This is a genomic window from Aureibaculum koreense (genome assembly GCF_034296135.1).
GTDB lineage: Bacteria > Bacteroidota > Bacteroidia > Flavobacteriales > Flavobacteriaceae > Aureibaculum.
The window spans coordinates 75306-93239 of sequence record NZ_JAXKVV010000011.1; the positions used below are offsets into that span (position 1 = coordinate 75306).

The 17934-nt window shown below is 33.3% G+C and carries 11 protein-coding genes; 9 read left to right on the forward strand and 2 right to left on the reverse strand.

The window, feature by feature from the left end; translation table 11 throughout:
* Window positions 1–134 precede the first annotated feature (134 nt).
* Together UMM65_RS11120 and UMM65_RS11125 are read left to right on the forward strand one after the other, a co-directional pair.
* Window positions 135–1106: a formylglycine-generating enzyme family protein gene (locus UMM65_RS11120; RefSeq protein WP_321976617.1), complete on the forward strand. Its 972-nt coding sequence runs from the start codon at window positions 135–137 to the stop codon at window positions 1104–1106.
* Window positions 1107–1131: 25 nt separating this feature from the next.
* Window positions 1132–2460 carry a Gfo/Idh/MocA family protein gene (locus UMM65_RS11125; RefSeq protein ID WP_321976618.1) on the forward strand — a complete coding sequence of 443 codons (1329 nt, stop codon included), beginning with the start codon at window positions 1132–1134 and terminating at the stop codon, window positions 2458–2460.
* A gap of 2 nt (window positions 2461–2462) precedes the next feature.
* Here the strand turns inward: UMM65_RS11125 and UMM65_RS11130 are convergent, their stop codons facing one another.
* The gene (locus UMM65_RS11130) at window positions 2463–2825 is read right to left on the reverse strand and encodes a transmembrane 220 family protein (RefSeq protein WP_321976619.1); all 363 of its coding nucleotides are present in this window, start codon (window positions 2823–2825) and stop codon (window positions 2463–2465) included.
* A gap of 65 nt (window positions 2826–2890) precedes the next feature.
* Here UMM65_RS11130 and UMM65_RS11135 point away from each other — a divergent pair, with 65 nt between their 5' ends.
* Entirely contained in the window at window positions 2891–4243 is a 1353-nt protein-coding gene (locus tag UMM65_RS11135; protein ID WP_321976620.1) for a DEAD/DEAH box helicase, read from the forward strand.
* 13 nt (window positions 4244–4256) lie between these two features.
* Complete coding sequence (locus UMM65_RS11140; protein WP_321976621.1) at window positions 4257–4628, forward strand: ribosomal maturation YjgA family protein; 372 nt, start codon at window positions 4257–4259, stop codon at window positions 4626–4628.
* A gap of 42 nt (window positions 4629–4670) precedes the next feature.
* Here UMM65_RS11140 and UMM65_RS11145 read toward each other — a convergent pair whose 3' ends face one another.
* Window positions 4671–5816 carry an alkaline phosphatase gene (locus tag UMM65_RS11145; protein WP_321976622.1) on the reverse strand — a complete coding sequence of 382 codons (1146 nt, stop codon included), beginning with the start codon at window positions 5814–5816 and terminating at the stop codon, window positions 4671–4673.
* A gap of 415 nt (window positions 5817–6231) precedes the next feature.
* On the opposite strand from UMM65_RS11145, the gene UMM65_RS11150 reads away from it, so the two are divergent.
* The 5 genes from UMM65_RS11150 (at window position 6232) to UMM65_RS11170 (ending at window position 17798) form a co-directional block, all read left to right on the forward strand.
* Complete coding sequence (locus UMM65_RS11150) at window positions 6232–7599, forward strand: ligand-binding sensor domain-containing protein (RefSeq protein WP_321976623.1); 1368 nt, start codon at window positions 6232–6234, stop codon at window positions 7597–7599.
* A complete protein-coding gene (locus tag UMM65_RS11155; RefSeq protein WP_321976625.1) occupies window positions 7539–10475 on the forward strand; it encodes a hybrid sensor histidine kinase/response regulator in 2937 nt (978 codons plus the stop codon). The genes UMM65_RS11150 and UMM65_RS11155 overlap by 61 nt, the downstream gene beginning before the upstream one ends.
* A 535-nt stretch (window positions 10476–11010) precedes the next feature.
* Window positions 11011–14274: a SusC/RagA family TonB-linked outer membrane protein gene (locus UMM65_RS11160; RefSeq protein WP_321976626.1), complete on the forward strand. Its 3264-nt coding sequence runs from the start codon at window positions 11011–11013 to the stop codon at window positions 14272–14274.
* 11 nt (window positions 14275–14285) lie between these two features.
* The gene (locus UMM65_RS11165; RefSeq protein WP_321976627.1) at window positions 14286–16079 is read left to right on the forward strand and encodes a RagB/SusD family nutrient uptake outer membrane protein; all 1794 of its coding nucleotides are present in this window, start codon (window positions 14286–14288) and stop codon (window positions 16077–16079) included.
* Between the two features lie 195 nt (window positions 16080–16274).
* Complete coding sequence (locus UMM65_RS11170; protein ID WP_321976628.1) at window positions 16275–17798, forward strand: sulfatase family protein; 1524 nt, start codon at window positions 16275–16277, stop codon at window positions 17796–17798.
* Window positions 17799–17934: the final 136 nt, after the last annotated feature.

Genomic DNA, 17934 nt, shown 5'->3' on the forward strand with positions numbered 1-17934 from the left:
TTGAAATTGTTAAAACCATCCGTCAGCTCTGACGGATGGTTTTTTTATGCGTAAAAGTTGTTTGCCCATAAAAACAAAAAAATTATTACCTTTCCACTTCTGTAAAATAGAATCAACACCTTATTAATTTAATGATGGATGAGAATATTTTTTCAACAGTTTTATTGTTGCTAATTTTTTTAAGTGCCGCTTCGCAAAAAAATCAGTTAAAAGACTATACACAAACTATTTCTGGTTCAGATTTATCAATTGATATGGTGGCTATCCCTGCTGGAGAATTTAAAATGGGCAGTTCGGCAAATGAAGATGAAAAACCTGTACATGCGGTAAAAATTGATCCTTTTTGGATGGCTAAATATGAAATTACTTGGGATGTTTATTACCTTTATTTAAACCGCGAAATAGATAACGAGAAGAACACAAATTCCAATAGAGAAATCAATACCGATATAGATGCCATTTCTGGTGCAACCGTACCTTATATTGATATGAGTTTAGGTATGGGTACCAATGGTTATCCCGTTGCCAACGTAACTCACTTAGCTGCTTCAAAATTTTGTGAATGGTTATCGGCCAAAACGGGTTATTTTTATAGATTACCAACAGAGGCAGAATGGGAGTATGCCTGTAGAGCGGGCACAGATACTAAATATTCTTTTGGTGATGACATAACTGAGTTAGGAGAATATGCTTGGTATGAAGAAAATAGCCAAGGTAGATATCAAAAAGGAGGTCAAAAGAAACCCAACCCATGGGGGTTGTACGATATGCACGGTAATATGGCAGAGTTGACATTAGATCAGTATAGGGCTGATGCGTATAAAAAGTATGACGGTAAAACAGCTGATAATCCTTTGGAAATTCCAAGTAAAGAATATCCTCACTCCGTTCGTGGTGGATCTTGGGATGATGATGTTGATATGTTACGTAGTGCGGCTAGGTATAAGTCAAACCCAAATTGGAAAAAAAGAGATCCACAATTGCCAAAAAGTAAATGGTGGCATACCGATGCCGCATTTTTAGGTTTTAGAATAGTACGTGTGGCCGCTCCTAACGAGAAAGATTATGAAAAATATTGGGGAAAAGCAGTCCCAAGAAAAAAATAATAACCCATAACAAAACATTATTAAAATGAAAAAATCTTCAAAAATTTTAAAATCCAGACGTGATTTTGTTAAAAGTTCAGCTTTATTAACCGGAGCAATGTTATTGCCAACCATGTCATTAAGTTCCATGGTAAATGTACATAACGATAAAAAATTGAAAATTGCCTTAATTGGTTGTGGACATAGGGGTGCGGGAGCGGCAAAACAAGCTCTTACTGCCGATGATAATGTGGAATTAGTAGCAATGGCAGATGCATTTGAAGATAGATTAAAATCCAGTTTAGGCCATCTTACGGAAGCATTTCAAGGAACAAAAAAAGTAAACGTTAAAGAAAAAAATCAATTCATTGGTTTTGATGCCGCTAAAAAAGCCATGGATTTGGCAGATGTGGTTATTTTAACAACACCTCCGGGGTTTAGACCCCAACATTTTGAATATGCCGTACAAACCGGTAAGCATGTTTTTATGGAAAAACCTGTAGCTACGGATGTACCTGGTGTTAGAAGAGTATTGGCAGCAGCCAAATTAGCCAAAGAGAAGAAGTTGAATGTGGTGGTAGGTTTGCAAAGACATTACGAAAAACAATATATAGAATTATGGAATCAAGTTAAAGCTGATAAAGTTGGTAAAATTGTTTCAGGACAGGTTTATTGGAACGGAAATGGCGTGTGGATGAAAGAAAGACAGCCAGATCAAAGCGAACTTGAATATCAAATGCGAAATTGGTACTATTTTAATTGGTTATGTGGAGATCATATTTTAGAACAGCATATACATAACATAGACGTTGCCAATTGGTTTTTAGGTGAATATCCTATTTCTGCCCAAGGGATGGGTGGAAGGCAAGTACGAACAGGAAAAGAATATGGAGAAATTTTTGACCATCATTTTGTAGAATTTACCTACTCTAGCGGAGCGATTATTTCCAGTCAATGCCGTCACCAACCTGGTACAATGAATAAGGTAACTGAGGCTTTTCAAGGCACAAAAGGAATAGTTTTAACAAATGATGCAGGTACAGCCTATCTTAAAGATTTGGAAGGAAATAATATTTTTAAATATAGAGGAAAAGATGATCCAGACCCTTACCAAGTAGAACATGATAGACTTTTTGCTTCTATTAGAAATAATGAAGTGATTAGTGATGCTGAAAATGGGGCTAAAAGTACAATGACGGCCATAATGGGTAGAATGGCTACATATTCCGGTAAAGTAATTAATTGGGACGAGGCGATTCAGTCAAATATTCAGCTCGTGCCAGAGAATATGGACTGGAATTCAACACCTCCGGTTTTACCGAAAGAAGATGGCAGTTATGAAATTCCAACACCAGGTAAAACTATAGTCATATAGTCTTAGTTAAGATATTTATTTTTTGTACAATATATTCGTAATCCATAAATCGTGAAGATTAATCCGCAGAAAAGCAAACCTAATGCTTCTCTGCCTTCCTCGATGTTTTTATGGCTCATATCATTGAATGTTATCCCTTCAAATGATTCAGGCCAATTCAATATAGCCCCAATGAAATAGGTTAGTGCCAATATTGAAGCAAGTAAAAAATTTAGCTTGCTCAATGCAAATAGTAGTGAAGCTAATGCTGCAATAAGGTATACTACAATCCATAGCAAAGGGTCAGGATCATTTAATTGTAAATAGGCAGACCATAAAAATAATATTGTAAATATAATACCTAAAGATTTAAAGAAGATACGCATTTGGTGATGATTTATCTTATGCAAGATAAGAAAGATACCTTACTTTTGCATTAAAATTAATACTGATGCAATCTTTTGACGAATTTAAGATTTCCAAACAATTAGGTTATGCCCTTGAAGATTTAGGTTTTACGACACCTACTCCTATTCAAACTCAAGCGTTTCCAGTAATTGCTTCTGGTAAAAATGTAGTTGGTATTGCCCAAACAGGTACAGGTAAAACATTGGCCTATATGCTACCTGTTTTACAACAGCTTAAATTTTCGGAAGAAAAACACCCACGGGTTTTGGTTTTGGTACCTACACGCGAATTGGTAGTGCAGGTTGCTGGCGAGATTAACAAATTTGGTAAATACCTTAACCACAGGGTGATTGAAATATACGGAGGTACTAATATCAACACTCAAAAAGCGATGTTAGAGCAAGGCTATGATATTGTGGTGGCTACCCCAGGACGACTATACGATTTGGTATTAAGCCGTGCGTTGCAATTAAAATCGGTTAAAAAATTAGTAATTGATGAAGTTGATGTGATGCTCGATTTAGGTTTCCGATTTCAGTTGACCAATATATTTGATTTATTACCAGCCAATCGTCAAAATATAATGTTTTCCGCAACTATGACAGAGGACGTTGATAAATTAATTACAGACTTTTTTATTGCTCCAGTAAAAATTACTGTAGCCTTAAGTGGTACTCCTCTTGATAATATTTCTCAGAGTTGTTATGCTGTACCTAATTTTTATACTAAGGCAAATTTATTGATATACTTGCTGAAAGATTTCGAAACTTATAAAAAAGTACTCGTATTCGTATCTAATAAGAGAAATGCCGACCGTCTTTTTGAGGCCATGGAAGAAACTTATGGTTCTGATATGTGTATCATTCACTCCAATAAAACCCAAAATTATAGAATGCGGTCTATGAAGCAATTTGATCAAGGTGTGAACAGAATATTAGTAACTACCGATGTTATGGCTCGTGGACTTGATCTCAACGAAATTTCACATGTAATTAATTTTGATACGCCAAGATTTCCAGAAAACTATATGCACCGCATTGGTAGAACGGGGCGTGCAGAAAAAAAAGGAGAAAGTATTTTGTTCTATACTGAAAAAGAAATGGAATTTAAAAAGAATATTGAGGACTTAATGAAGATGGAAATTGAAGAAGTTTCTTTTCCTGAGAGCGTTGAAATATCTAAAAGACTAATACCATCCGAGCAACCGAAAACAGAAGAATCAACTAATGCCCCTAAAAAACGGGACGAGAACCTTGGTTCGGGTTTTCATGAAAAATCTGAAAAAAATAAAAAGACCAATAAAGGCGGTTCCTATCAGTACAAGATAGCAGCAAAATACAAAAAATCAAAAACCAGGGGCGATAAAAATTACAACAAGCGTAATAAGAAGAAGTAAGATATATTAATTTATGTTTAATAAAGCTTATTTTATTTTAGCTATAATACTCTTAGCAGTAGAAATTTATATTGGAGTTTATGTCAAAGATAGTTTTGTCCGTCCGTATTTTGGTGATTTTCTAGTGGTAATACTTATCTATTGTACACTGAAATCCTTTTGGAATGCAACACCTTTTAAAGTTGCTATTTATGTATTGTTATTTTCCTTTGTAATAGAGTTTTTAAAATATTTTAAGTTAGTAGAAATTTTAAGACTTCAAGAAAATAAACTTGCAAGTATCGTTATAGGTACAAGCTTTTCTTGGCATGATCTAGTTGCTTATTTTTTAGGGATAGTTGCGGTGTTAGGTGTTGAATATTTCTTAAGAAAATCGATATTTTAGAAAAAATCCATAATATATTTTAGAAAAAATATATAAATATTATCAATTTTTACCATCAACTAACTCCATTATTTTAGTAAAAATTTCAGTGTTTTCGTAAATACCAGAAAAGTTTTCGCTTCCCTTTCCATAAGCAAAAACGGGAATTAAAGTAGCGGAATGCCCATCAGTAGAAAATGAGCCTTTTATCTTGTTATAGTTACCATTATCAGACGCTAGGGTATAACCACCTGTTTCATGGTCTGCAGTTACAATAACTAAGGTGTTGCCATCCGCTTCGGCAAAATCCAGCACATGCCCAATCACTTTGTCAAAATCCAACACTTCTTCTTTAATATAATCCGCCTCATTTGCATGGCCGCCCCAATCTATTTGTGAACCTTCAACCATAAGAAAGAATCCATTTTTACCCTGAGTTTCGTTTTTATGTAAATAGTTAAGGGATAAATCTGTGGCGTTTAATAAAAAATCCCCTCGTCCCTCGTTCATCTTTGGCATAGCATTTTTTGCCAACAAAAAGCCATATTTTTTGTCTTTTGATAAGGTTTGGCTTTCTTGAAGATTTAAAGTGTTTATAATAAAGTCATTTTCTGTAAATTTATTTTTCAGTGATTTCCCATCCTTACGATTAAAGAAATATTTACTGCCTCCACCAGCAAAAAAATCCACATCAGAAGCGGGTAAATCACTAGCTATTTCTTCGGCAAGCCCTCTAGACTTTACATGAGCGAAAAAACTTGCAGGTGTGGCATGTGTTATTGAAGATGTAGCAATTAAACCCGTTGCGTAACCTTTTTCAGAAAGGGACTCTACTATATTTTTTACAGCTATGGTATCCATATTTACGCCAATGGCACCATTATAAGTTTTCTTACCAGCAGAAAATGCAGTTGCTCCAGAAGCGGAATCGGTAATTAGATGGCTGCCCGAAGATGTTTTTATTAGCCCAATAGTCGGGAAACGACTAAAATTAGGTTCTGTTTCTTTTGTAAAATAACTACTCGAAACTTGAGACAATCCCATACCATCACCAATCATCAGAATAATATTCAGAGGTTTGTTTTCTTGAGGTGCTTTGGCAACTTCATTACTTATTGCTTTTTGTGAGTTACAACTACCTATAATTAGCGTAAAAACTAATATTGATATAAATTTGACCTTCCTCCGAATTGTTGATATTTTAATCATATAATTATTTTAATTTGAAAAATTAAATATAACAAATAATTAAAGAACTAAAACCCAATAAAAATAGTTGGGTTTTACTCTAAAGAAATAAATTATGTTTACAATAGTTGGTAAAAATAGGAGCCTATTTATTAATTCTAAAAACCATCGTTTAACTTAAAGCTCAAAATTTATTATGTGCTATTTAAAGTTTTTCTGTAAATTCATTGCGATAAGAATCGTATTAAATTCTTTCAATTTGTAATTTTCTCATTATATTTCCAACTAAATTATAAAAGGATAAAATAGATTGTAAAAGAAATTATTGTCTGGATTGGTTATACCTCTTTAGTTCTTATTTCCTCTTGAGTAACTATAAACTGTAAGCCAATAAAAACTTTTATCAATCAATAAATGTGTTTATGTATGTCTTATTATGATTTTAGCATATAGCACAAAAGAACAATCAAATATATTTATCAACCTCATTAGGGTGTTTATAGGATTTTTTGAAATTATGGAGACTTTAGGACGTAAGGCTAAGAAAAGTATTGAAATTTTGAAATCTTATCGTCGGATATTTTTTTACAACCTACTAATTGTAGTGTGCAGTTTTCACAGCTTAAATGCACAGCAAGAAAACACGCTCACTAACATTCAGTATATAACATCAAATGAAGGTCTCTCTCAAAATGAGGTTACCGCTATTCTTCAAGATAAAAAAGGGTTTCTTTGGATAGGAACACGTGGTGGCTTAAATCGTTATGATGGTAGTTCTATGAAAATTTATGAAAATCAAATTGGCAACCCCAACAGCCTCATTAATAATTCTATAGAAGCTCTTTTTGAAGACAGTTTTGGACGTATTTGGATAGGCACGAAGTCCAATGGAGTAAGTGTATTTCTTCCAGAATTAGATCGATTTGAACAACATAACACAAAATTAGCCGAATTAAAAGAAAAAAATGTAATCACTATACGCGAAAGTTCTAATAACAAAATTTGGTTAGGTACACAAAAAAATGGGTTGTACATCTTTAATCCAAAGCTTAATACTTTACAACGCAACCTTACAGATCTTAGCATTACGGATATTGCCAAGGCTAGAGATGGTAAAATGTGGGTTGGAACACTAAGAGGTGCTTATGTATTTGATAAAAATGGAATCCTTTTAGACCATATTTCTTTAGGGAGAGTTTCTTCAATAATAGAGGATGCACAATCGGGTCTAATTTACTATGCATCTTGGGGATTGGGCTTTTACTCATATAATCCAGCATCAAAAGAAACGGTTAAATATGAATTAAACGATAATGGGACAAATGAAGTTTATGATGTAGATAATAACAGCAGGGTGCATCATCTATACCAGGATAATGAGCAAAATATCTGGATTGCTTCATGGGGTAGCGGTGTTTATCGTTTCAATACCAGTTTAAAAAAAGCAACACATTTTAGTTTATATTCCAATCAGTCTAAAGGTAGTTCAGAACTATATGATGATGTATTATCTATTTATCAAGACAGATCAGGTATTTTATGGTATGGCACCAATGGAGGCGGATTATGTAAGGTTGATAAAAACCGTCGCCAATTTGGTTTTCCAACTTTTAGAGAACTTGAAAATAATTTGCCAAATGAACCCATTTGGTCCATATTAAAAGACAAAAACAATTATTTATGGGTTGGTATAAAAGGTAATAACCATGTCTACTTTAGTGAAAATGATATGTATTTAATAAATTGGAATTACCTCAAATTTTTTCAAATGATTCACGAATTAAAAAAGATGGAGCAAAGGTAATTTATCAAGGTTTGGATAGTAGGATATGGCTAGGAGGTCATTATTCTCTATCTGAATTAATCAGAACCGATAGTGATTTCAAGATTAATCAGGTAAACATAAATGGAAATAGAAGTTTTATGTATAAAATAACAACACTTTATCAAACTTCTGATAGTATCTTCTGGATTGGTACCCAACAACATGGATTAAAAAAATCTATAGGAATTGGAAATCCGACAAATCAAGTTTTTGAAGATCTCTTAGATGACGAAAGAATAAGTGCTTTTCTTGAAGATAGTTCAGGTAAAATATGGGTTGGTACTTTCAGGGGCTTACAAGTTTATCAACCAACAACAAATAGCTTTAAAAGCTATAATAAAACCATAAATAAAGCGAGTTCACTGAGTAGTGATATTATCAAATGCTTATTTGAAGATTCTAAAGGGAATATTTGGATTGGAACACCTAATGGATTAAACCTGATAATTGAAAATGAAGACAGCTCATTAACTTTTAAATCTTTTCAGGTAAAAGACGGTTTGCCCAATAATTATATCCATGCTATTTTAGAGGATAAAGATGAAAACTTATGGATAAGTACCGATAAAGGAATCTCACAATACAATTTAAGTAAAAACTCGTTTTATAATTATGATGTAAATGATGGTTTACAAGCCAATAGTTTTATGGAGAATTCTGCCTCAAAAGGTACCAATGGAAAGTTATTTTTTGGTAGTATTTATGGCTTAAATAATTTTTATCCAGATTCCATTAAAAAAAGTTCATTATCACCGGCCATAATTACAGGATTAAAAGTTTCGGGACAAGAAATTCATCCTAATAAAAAGTATAACGACAGATACATCATCAAAAATGCCATTGAATATACTAAAGAAATAACTCTTACCAATAAAGAAAATATCTTTTCCATAGAATATGGAGCTCTTGACCTTAGCTCAACTTCAAATGCTTACCAATTTAAAATGGAAGGGTTAGATAAAGATTGGCAAACTACAACCTCACAGAAAAACGTGACTTATTCTAATTTAAAAGCTGGCGATTATGAGTTTAAAGTAAAGACCATACATGGAGAAAGTAATAGTGAAGCATCAGTTACAAGCTTAAAAATAAAAATTTTACCTCCTTTATGGCAAACATGGCAAGCATTTGTTCTTTACACTTTAATTTTTATAGGTCTTTTGTATTTGTATAGGTATTTTATTAAAAGACAACATGATCTGAAAACAAAACTTGAGTTGGCAAAATTAAATAGAAAAAAAGAAAAAAAACTAGCGGAAATGAAAACGCGTTTTTTTACAAATATTGCTCATGAAATAAGGACACCACTATCATTAATATCTGGACCTATTGAAACGTTGTTACAAGGTAATTTAAGCAAAATTCAACAGAAAGATTATTTAACCACAGCAGATTATCATTCAAAAAGGTTACTTAATTTAGTAAGTCAATTGCTGGATTTTAGAAAAATAGAAAGTGGTAAAATGACCTTAAGAGTGGCCAAGGGCAATTTTGCGAAATTTACCAGAGAAATCTTCCTTTCCTTTAAAGAATTAGCAAAAAGTAAAAACATTCAATTCGATTTAGACCTAAAAAATACCGAAATACCATTAACTTACGATCGTGAAAAAATGGAGATTGTATTATGTAATTTATTATCGAATGCATTTAAATATGCAAATTCCAAGATAAAAATATCTCTTGCCATTAAAGAGGCAAAACAGAAAAAAACTTCAGAATTTACTGTGAAATATTGTGAAATCTCCGTACTAGATGATGGCAAAGGAATGCCGAGAAAGGTAATTGATAAAATTTTTGATCGATTTTACCAAATAGCGAATACAGAATCTATTAACTTAATCGGTACAGGCATAGGGTTGGCTTTGGTAAAAAGCATTGTAGAGTTACACCATGGAAATGTTCGTGTTAAAAGTAGACTAGGAAAAGGAAGTACTTTTATAGTAAATATACCACTGGGAGATACTCATTTTGAGAAATCTCAATTTATACCAAACTATAAAAAATCTGAAGATCCAATTCACTACCAAGTTGAAAGAGTTTTATCGGAACCAAAAGTTGATATTGATTCCAAAGATAAAGAAAACGAAAGCCTACCAACCTTATTAATTATTGAGGATAACGTTGAGATTAGAACTTTCATAAAATCCGTATTTAAAGAAAATTTTAAAATTCTTGAAGCTGAGAATGGTATTCTCGGATTTGAAATGGCAATGGAATATCTTCCCACAATAATTATATGTGATTTAATGATGCCAAAAATGGATGGTTTAACCTTAAGTACAAAATTAAAATCTACCAAAGAAACACTTCACATTCCTATAATTATGCTAACGGCAAGGACAACTGCTATTTTTCAAGAAAAAGGGTATAACTCAGGTGTAGACATGTATGTAACTAAACCATTTAATATTAGCGTTTTAAAATCTCAAGTTAAAGGTTTATTGAGCAACAGACGCAAATTAAAAGATTTTTTTAATAAAAATATTATTCTACAACCTGCGGAAAGCGATGTAACTTCAATAGACCAGGAGTTCTTAAAAAAAGCAATGAAATTGGTAGAAGATAATTTAACGAATGAAAAACTAAATAGAGACTTTATTGCATCTAAAATGTCGGTAAGTTCTTCTACGCTGTATAGAAAAATAAAAAGTATTACGGACTTAGATATTACTGTTTTTATACGCTCTATAAGGTTGAAAAAAGCAGCACAAATGATTAAAAACAATGAAGATAATATATCTGGTGTTGCTTATCAAGTTGGGTTTAACGACCTTAAATATTTTAGAAAATGTTTTATAAGTCAGTTTGGTGTAACACCTTCTCAATTTAAAAAAAATCATTCTAGTAAAACTTAAAATTAAAAAAGGTCAAAGCCAACCATATTTATCCTAATTAGATAATTGAAAAATGACAGTAAATTCTGCACGCTTAGCCCCATTTATTTGCACCAACAGACCCTGATAAAAACTATTTTTATTCTAAAATTTGTGATGGTATGTTACAACAGGATAAAAATAAAAAAGTAAAGATAAAACTATTGCAGATAGCAACCACTATGCTATTAGTCTTTCTATTCGTTTTTATTCTTTGGATGGTTATTTACAATTAGCCTAACGGCTCAAAAAATTGAATTCTATCAACTTTTATCAATTAAGCTTATTGCCCCCTAATTTTGCACTTAAATTACCCCAATTTCTTTTAAAACAAATATCAACTTTGTAACCACAAAGAATTACCTGTTAAATAATCGTTCAACAATAGTATTAATTAAAATAATTAAAGAATTTATGCATTAAACAAAACAACTACTAAAAAATGAAAAAGCTTATTCGATTTTCATTGTATCCCTTAAACCGAATAATTAAATAACAATTATTAACTCAATTAATTATGAAAAACAAATTAAAATGTATACTTTTAAAGTATAGATATGAATACTCAAACTTCATTTCTGTATTAAGATTAACACCTTTATGCATTATTGCATTTTCGTGCTTTTCAGTATCTGAAATATATGCTTACGATTACGAAATAAACTCAAAAGAAAATTTAAGCAGTACAATACAACAAACCGTTTCTGGTATAGTAAAAGATGATACGGGGACGCCACTGCCTGGAGTAACCGTTATAATAAAAGGTACATCCAAAGGAACAACCACAGATTTTGATGGAGCATTTACGCTAGAAGCAAACAATGGAGACGTATTAGAGTTTTCATATGTGGGCTTTATAAAACAAAGTGTAACCGTAGGCCCCTCAGCAAATTATAATATTTCTTTAGAAGCTGATAATGCACAACTTGATGAGGTTGTAGTAGTTGGCTATGGTACGGAAAAAAAGATAAATCTTACCGGATCCGTTGGAACAGTAAGTAGTGAAGAGCTGAATTCGGTGCCAGTTGCAAATTCTACATCTCTTCTAACTGGTAGAATACCTGGTATTGTTACAAAACAAAGCTCTGGACTTCCAGGTGCTGAGGGTGTTAATATTAGTATAAGAGGTTTTGGTACACCTTATATATTGGTTGATGGTGTAGAGCTAGAAGGAGGATTTGCAATAATTGACCCAAGCGAAATAGAAAACATTTCGATTTTAAAAGATGCGGCCGCAGCCGTGTATGGATCTCGTGCTGCAAATGGAGTGGTTTTGGTAACTACCAAAAGAGGTAAATCTGGTGTGCCAAGAATTACCTATAGCAACTCTATTTCATTGCAAAGTGCAACATCGTTTTTTGAACATGTAAACGCTGGTAAATATGTTGAGTTGGTCAGAGAATCAGATTTTAATGATGCAGCTGCATCAGCAAGAAATGCTGGCAACCCCCTCCCAACCTTATCCAGTCTTGAAAGTAGCGGCGGGTTACAGTTTACTTCAGAAGAATTAGCTAATTATCAATCTGGTGCACCTGGTTTTGAAGGTGGTGATTGGGTTGGTGACTTAATTACTAATAATGCACCCTTAATTAAACATAATATTACGGTTTCCGGTGGTAGTGAAAATGTCAGATATTTTACTTCTGTAGGTCTTACTAAACAAGAAAGTTACTTTGCCAAAAGAGACCATGATTATTCTCGGTACAATGTTCGCTCTAATTTAGACGTTGATATAAGCAAACAACTAAGCTTTAATTTAGACTTGTCTTTTAGACATGACTTTAGAACAAATGCTGCAGATGTAAATAATATCTTTAATGACTTAGCAACTTCCCAACCAATATATCCAACAAAATTGCCAGATCCATCTCAAGGGGAAGCATATTCTGGATTTTCAGAAAGAAATCCAATAGCGAGGTCTAGTCAAGAATTGTTTGGTTTTACAAACAGATATGATAATACTTTTACAGGTAAATTAGGTCTAGATTATAAAATTCCAGGGGTAGAAGGTTTAACATTTAAAACGCAGTTTAATATTGTTTCATTAAATAGGAACATTAAAAGTTTAAGAAAAACCTATCCAATTGTAGAGTACAATACTGTTGATGACAGTTATATTACACAGGCAATTGCTGGAGGACTTTCTTCTATAGCCGAAAGCGAATTTAGAAGGAATCAAATTTTCCCACTTGTGTCACTTGAGTATGAAAAAGAGTTTGGAAATCACTATGTTAAGGGGCTTGTTTTAGGTGAGTCAAGAGCAAGAAAATTTTCTTTCCTATTTGCCAGTAGAGACGATTTATTGACAACCGCTATACCTGAAATATTTGTAGGAAATACAGATTTTCAAAGCACAGGTGGTTCATCCGGTTCTGATATTGGGTCAAAGAGTTATGTAGGTCGTTTTGATTATAGATATAAAGATCGTTATTTGTTTCAAGCTACATTTAGGGCTGATGGTGACGTACTATTTTCACCAACCGCAAGATGGGGTTATTTTCCGAGTTTTTCAGCTGGGTGGGTGATAAGTAAAGAGAATTTTTTAAAAAGTAACAATACTCTAAATTATTTAAAACTTAGGTTGTCATATTCTGAAACTGGAGATGCACGTGCTCCTAATATAAGCGGTTATGATTATTTGACAGGATACGCTTTATCAGGAAATTATTTGTTTGATGGTTCTACAAATCAAGCAATTAGAACTTTAGGATTGGTTAATTCAGATTTATCCTGGGAAGAAGCCATAAGTTATAATGCAGGTATAGAAGCTAATTTTTTCCAGAACAGGTTACAGTTTGAAGCAGATGTTTACTTTAGACAACGAACAAACCTTTTAAGACCAAATATTGCTGAGATACCTTCCACTTTTGGAGGAAATTTACCTTTAGTTAATCTAAACACAGAAAATAATAGAGGTATTGATATAAAATTAAATTACCTTCAAAAAATTGGTGATTTAAAACTTAATATCTCTCCTAATTTTACGTTTACAAGGCGAAAATTTGATAAAGTTTTTGATCAGATAGAATTTACTGACGAAGATCAAATAAGAATTAGTGATAGACGGGGGCAATGGGCAAATCGCAATTTCGGATACTTTTCTGATGGTATTTTTATGTCACAACAAGAAATAGACAATCACCCTATAGACCAAGATGCTCAAGGTAATTCTACACTTCGTCCTGGAGATATTAGGTATAAAGATTTGAATGGTGATCAAGAAATTAACTTTAGAGATCAAGATGTAATTGCATTTAACAGTGGGTTGCCAGAAATGATTTTTGGTTTAAATATAGGTGCTAATTATAAAAATTTTAGTCTAGATATGTTGTTTCAAGGGGCTTCTAGGTTTAGCGTAAATGTATCAGGAGCAGCCAGAAAAGCATTTTCCAATTCGTCTATTCCCTTTTCATATCATTATGATTTAAGATGGCAACCAGACCCTAATAATCCAGACGTGAATATTAATCCGAATGCTCAGTTGCCGGCTGTAACAAGCACCACAAGTGCTAATAACAATTTAAATTCTGACTTTTGGAGAAAAGATGTAACTTTTGTAAGGTTAAAATCTTTTAATTTAAGTTATAATTTACCAACCGAGCTTATTAATAAAGCGGGTATAAAAGACCTTCAAATTTATACCGGTGCTGAAAATTTATTTACACTCACTAATTTAGGAATTTATAAAAATTCTTTTGATCCAGAATCTGCAGAGGGTAATCCTTCCAGAGATTTACCAATAGTTCGAAGCTATTCTTTAGGTTTAAGGTTAACATTTTAAAAATTAATATTATGAAAAAATATATAAATTACATTACTATTACTTTATTTCTAGGTGTGTTTTTCGCGTCTTGTGAAGATCCCTTCGGTTTAACCCCATCTAATATTATTTCAGAAAATGTCGTTTTTGATGATGAAAATTTAGTTAACGCTTTTCTTACCGACATCTATTCTAGGGCTATGTTTGAAACTTCGGGCGGACAGTCTAATTATGATCAAAACATGATTAATGCTTATGGTGGTGAAGCGAGAAATTTTGCTCCATGGCAAGCACCTTTTGGAACAGTAGTGGGCCCCATTTATGATGAAACCGGTGCCAGAGCTTTATTTTATTGGCCATACCAAGCCATAAGAGAAATGAACGTATTTATAGAAAAGGTTCCAGAATCATCAGTTTTAGACCCTGATTTTGCTGCAGTTAAAGTTGCAGAAGCACGGTTTGTTAGGGCATTTACTTATTTTGAAATGGTAAAACGCTACGGCGGGGTCCCTTTAGCTACAAAAGCACTTCCTCCAACGGCTAGCGAAGATGAGCTTTATATTCCTCGTAATTCCGAAAAAGAAATATACGACTTCATTGGCTCAGAAATGGATGCTATTATTGCTGTTTTACCTTCAACTTCTCAAAAAGGACGTGTAAATCGTTGGGTAGCTTTAGCTTTAAAAAGTAGAGCTATGCTCTACGCAGCTTCTGTTGCACAATTTGGAACCCAGCAATTGGATGGGTTATTAGGGTTTCCATCTGGTGAGGCTAATAATTACTATCAACAATCGCTAGCCGCTTCAAATGAAATATTGAAAGAGGGACCTTACTCACTCTATCGTAAAGACGGAGATCCTGCACTAAATTTTGAAAAGTTGTTTATTGATGAGAATAATAATCCAGAAACAATTTTTGTTGAAGAATGGGATGTTGAAGCAGGAAAAGGACACTCATGGGATTATTTAAGTCACCCCGATGGATATGGTTTTGGTTGGGGGTCAAACTTTCCGGTATATTTAGAAACTTTAGAACAATTTGATTTTATGGATGGTACTTCAGGAAAGGTAGATAGAAGTATGTATGACGATGCTACACCCATAGACCCTGACTGGTATTTCGAGCAAAGAGATCCTCGTATGCGTGCCTCTATTTTCTACCCTGGTACAACTTGGCGTGGTCGTCAAAATTTTTACCACAGAAGTACTAATTACACAGATCCAGCTGATGGTATTAAAAAAAGTTCTTCAAGTAATGCGTTTATTATTCCTGGTTCAAATGGATGGCCTGCAGCCGGTCCAGCAAGAAATGTAGGAGCGGGAAATAACCCTACAGCTTTACAAATTAGAAAGCGTTTAGATCAATCTATACCAAATTTAGCAGATCAAACCTCGGGTAGTGATTTCATTGTATTCCGATTAGGTGAAATTTATTTAAACTACGTAGAAGCCGCTTATTATTTAGGGGATCCAAATGGAGATATGGAAATGACATTTAATGAGTTAAGAGACCGTGCAAGTATGCCAGCTTTATCATTAGCAGAAATTACCGAAGACAAAATTCGTCAAGAAAGAAGGGTCGAATTGGCTTTCGAATCACATGTCTTTTGGGATTTAAGACGTTGGAGAATTGCCGTTCAAGAATTGGATGGAGTTGTTAGACATCGTATGCATTTTAGATATGATTATGACAATGGTACTTATACCATTGCTATTGCAGATGGTGATAAAGGGAGGGTAAGGTCTCATACCGAAAGAAATTACTATTATGCTTTTGGTCTTGGACTTGTTGCTGATTCTAGAATAAAAGAAAATCCAGGCTACTAATATTCCGTTTCGCTAAACGATATATTTGAGTTATTTACTTAAGGGGCATAAATGTTATATTTTTGCCCCTTTAATTTTAAGTGTTATTATATATAGTAATCTAGATTAATAACGCTCCTATTTATGGAAAAATTAAATTTAATACCCTATCCCTGATTATTAAAATTAGATAAACCCAGATTTAATAAGCTAAACATGCAATACATCAAACAAATAATAAACTTATGTCTTATATTTATTTTAGTAAGTTGTGCAGCTAAAACTGAAAAGAAAACAACCGAAATAAAAATTGATTCTAAGCCAAACATTGTAATTATTTATGCTGATGATCTTGGCTATGGTGACGTCAGTAGTTATGGTTCTACTGAATTAATTACTCCGAACATAGATCGCATTGCCAAAGAAGGTATAAAATTTACAAATGGTTATGCAACAGCACCAACTTGCACGCCAAGCCGTTTTTCTTTATTGTCAGGAATTTACCCATTTAGGAGAAAAAATGCACAAGTCTTACCCGGTAACGCACCGCTCTTGTTTGAATTGGGAAAACAAACACTTCCATCAATGTTACAAGATGCTGGCTATTTTACAGCGGTGGTTGGTAAGTGGCATCTTGGTTTGGGAGATGAAAATATGGATTGGAATAAAGAAGTTAAACCTGGCCCTCTAGAAATTGGTTTTGATTATTCATACATTATGGCATCAACTAATGATAGAGTACCATCAGTTTATGTCAAAAATCACCATATAGTTGGTTTAAAAGCCAATGACCCCATTGAGGTTAGTTATCTTAAAAACTTTGAAGGAGAACCCACAGGAAAGGAAAATCCAGAACTACTAAAAATACACCCTAGTCATGGTCATGATATGAGTATTCATAACGGTATTTCAAGAATAGGGTACATGCGTGGTGGTAAATCAGCTTTGTTTACCGATGAAAATATGGGGGATGATTTCTTAAAAGAGTCAGTTAAATTTATAAATAATCACAAAGATAAGCCCTTCTTTTTATTTTATAGTTTGCACCAACCTCACGTACCTAGGGTTCCACATCCTCGTTTTGCAGGCAAGTCCGGTTTAGGACCAAGAGGTGACGTTATTTTAGAAGCTGATTGGGCTGTTGGGCAATTTTTAGACGAATTAGATAAGTTGGGACTTTCACAAAATACAATTGTTATATTTTCTAGTGATAATGGCCCAGTGTTGGACGATGGATATAAAGATGATGCCATTGAAAAAATAGGTAAACATAAACCAAGAGGTGGACTAAGAGGTGGAAAATACAGTTTGTTTGACGCAGGCACCCATGTGCCATTTATGGTAAAATGGCCTGCAAAAATAAAACCTGGAGTTTCGGATGCATTGGTTTGTCAAATTGATTTTACAGCATCATTTGCCGCTATGCTAGGTCAAAAAAATACAACTCCTGATAGCGAAAATATTTTAGAGGCACTAGTAGGTAATTCGGCAATTGGTAGAGAAAGTCTTGTTTTGGGCCAGAATGGAATTACCTCTTACCGAAAAGGTGATTATGTGCTAATTCCTCCTCACAAAGGCCCAAAATTAAATTGGGTAAATCATGAAACAGGAAATGATCTGAACAATCAATTATACAATTTAAAAGAAGACAGGGGGCAGCAAAACAATTTAGCTGCCAAACACCCAGAAATGGTTCAAAGTATGCTATGTGAGATTGAAATTATTAAGAATAAAAAATAAAATTACAATCGACGATTTTTAAAATTGAACTCAATAATAATAGAATTATCGTTGCTACTACGCTCTTTTTTATACACATAAACTTAGAAATATAATATTTTTTCTAAACGACTTATGGTATGATAATTTATCGAAA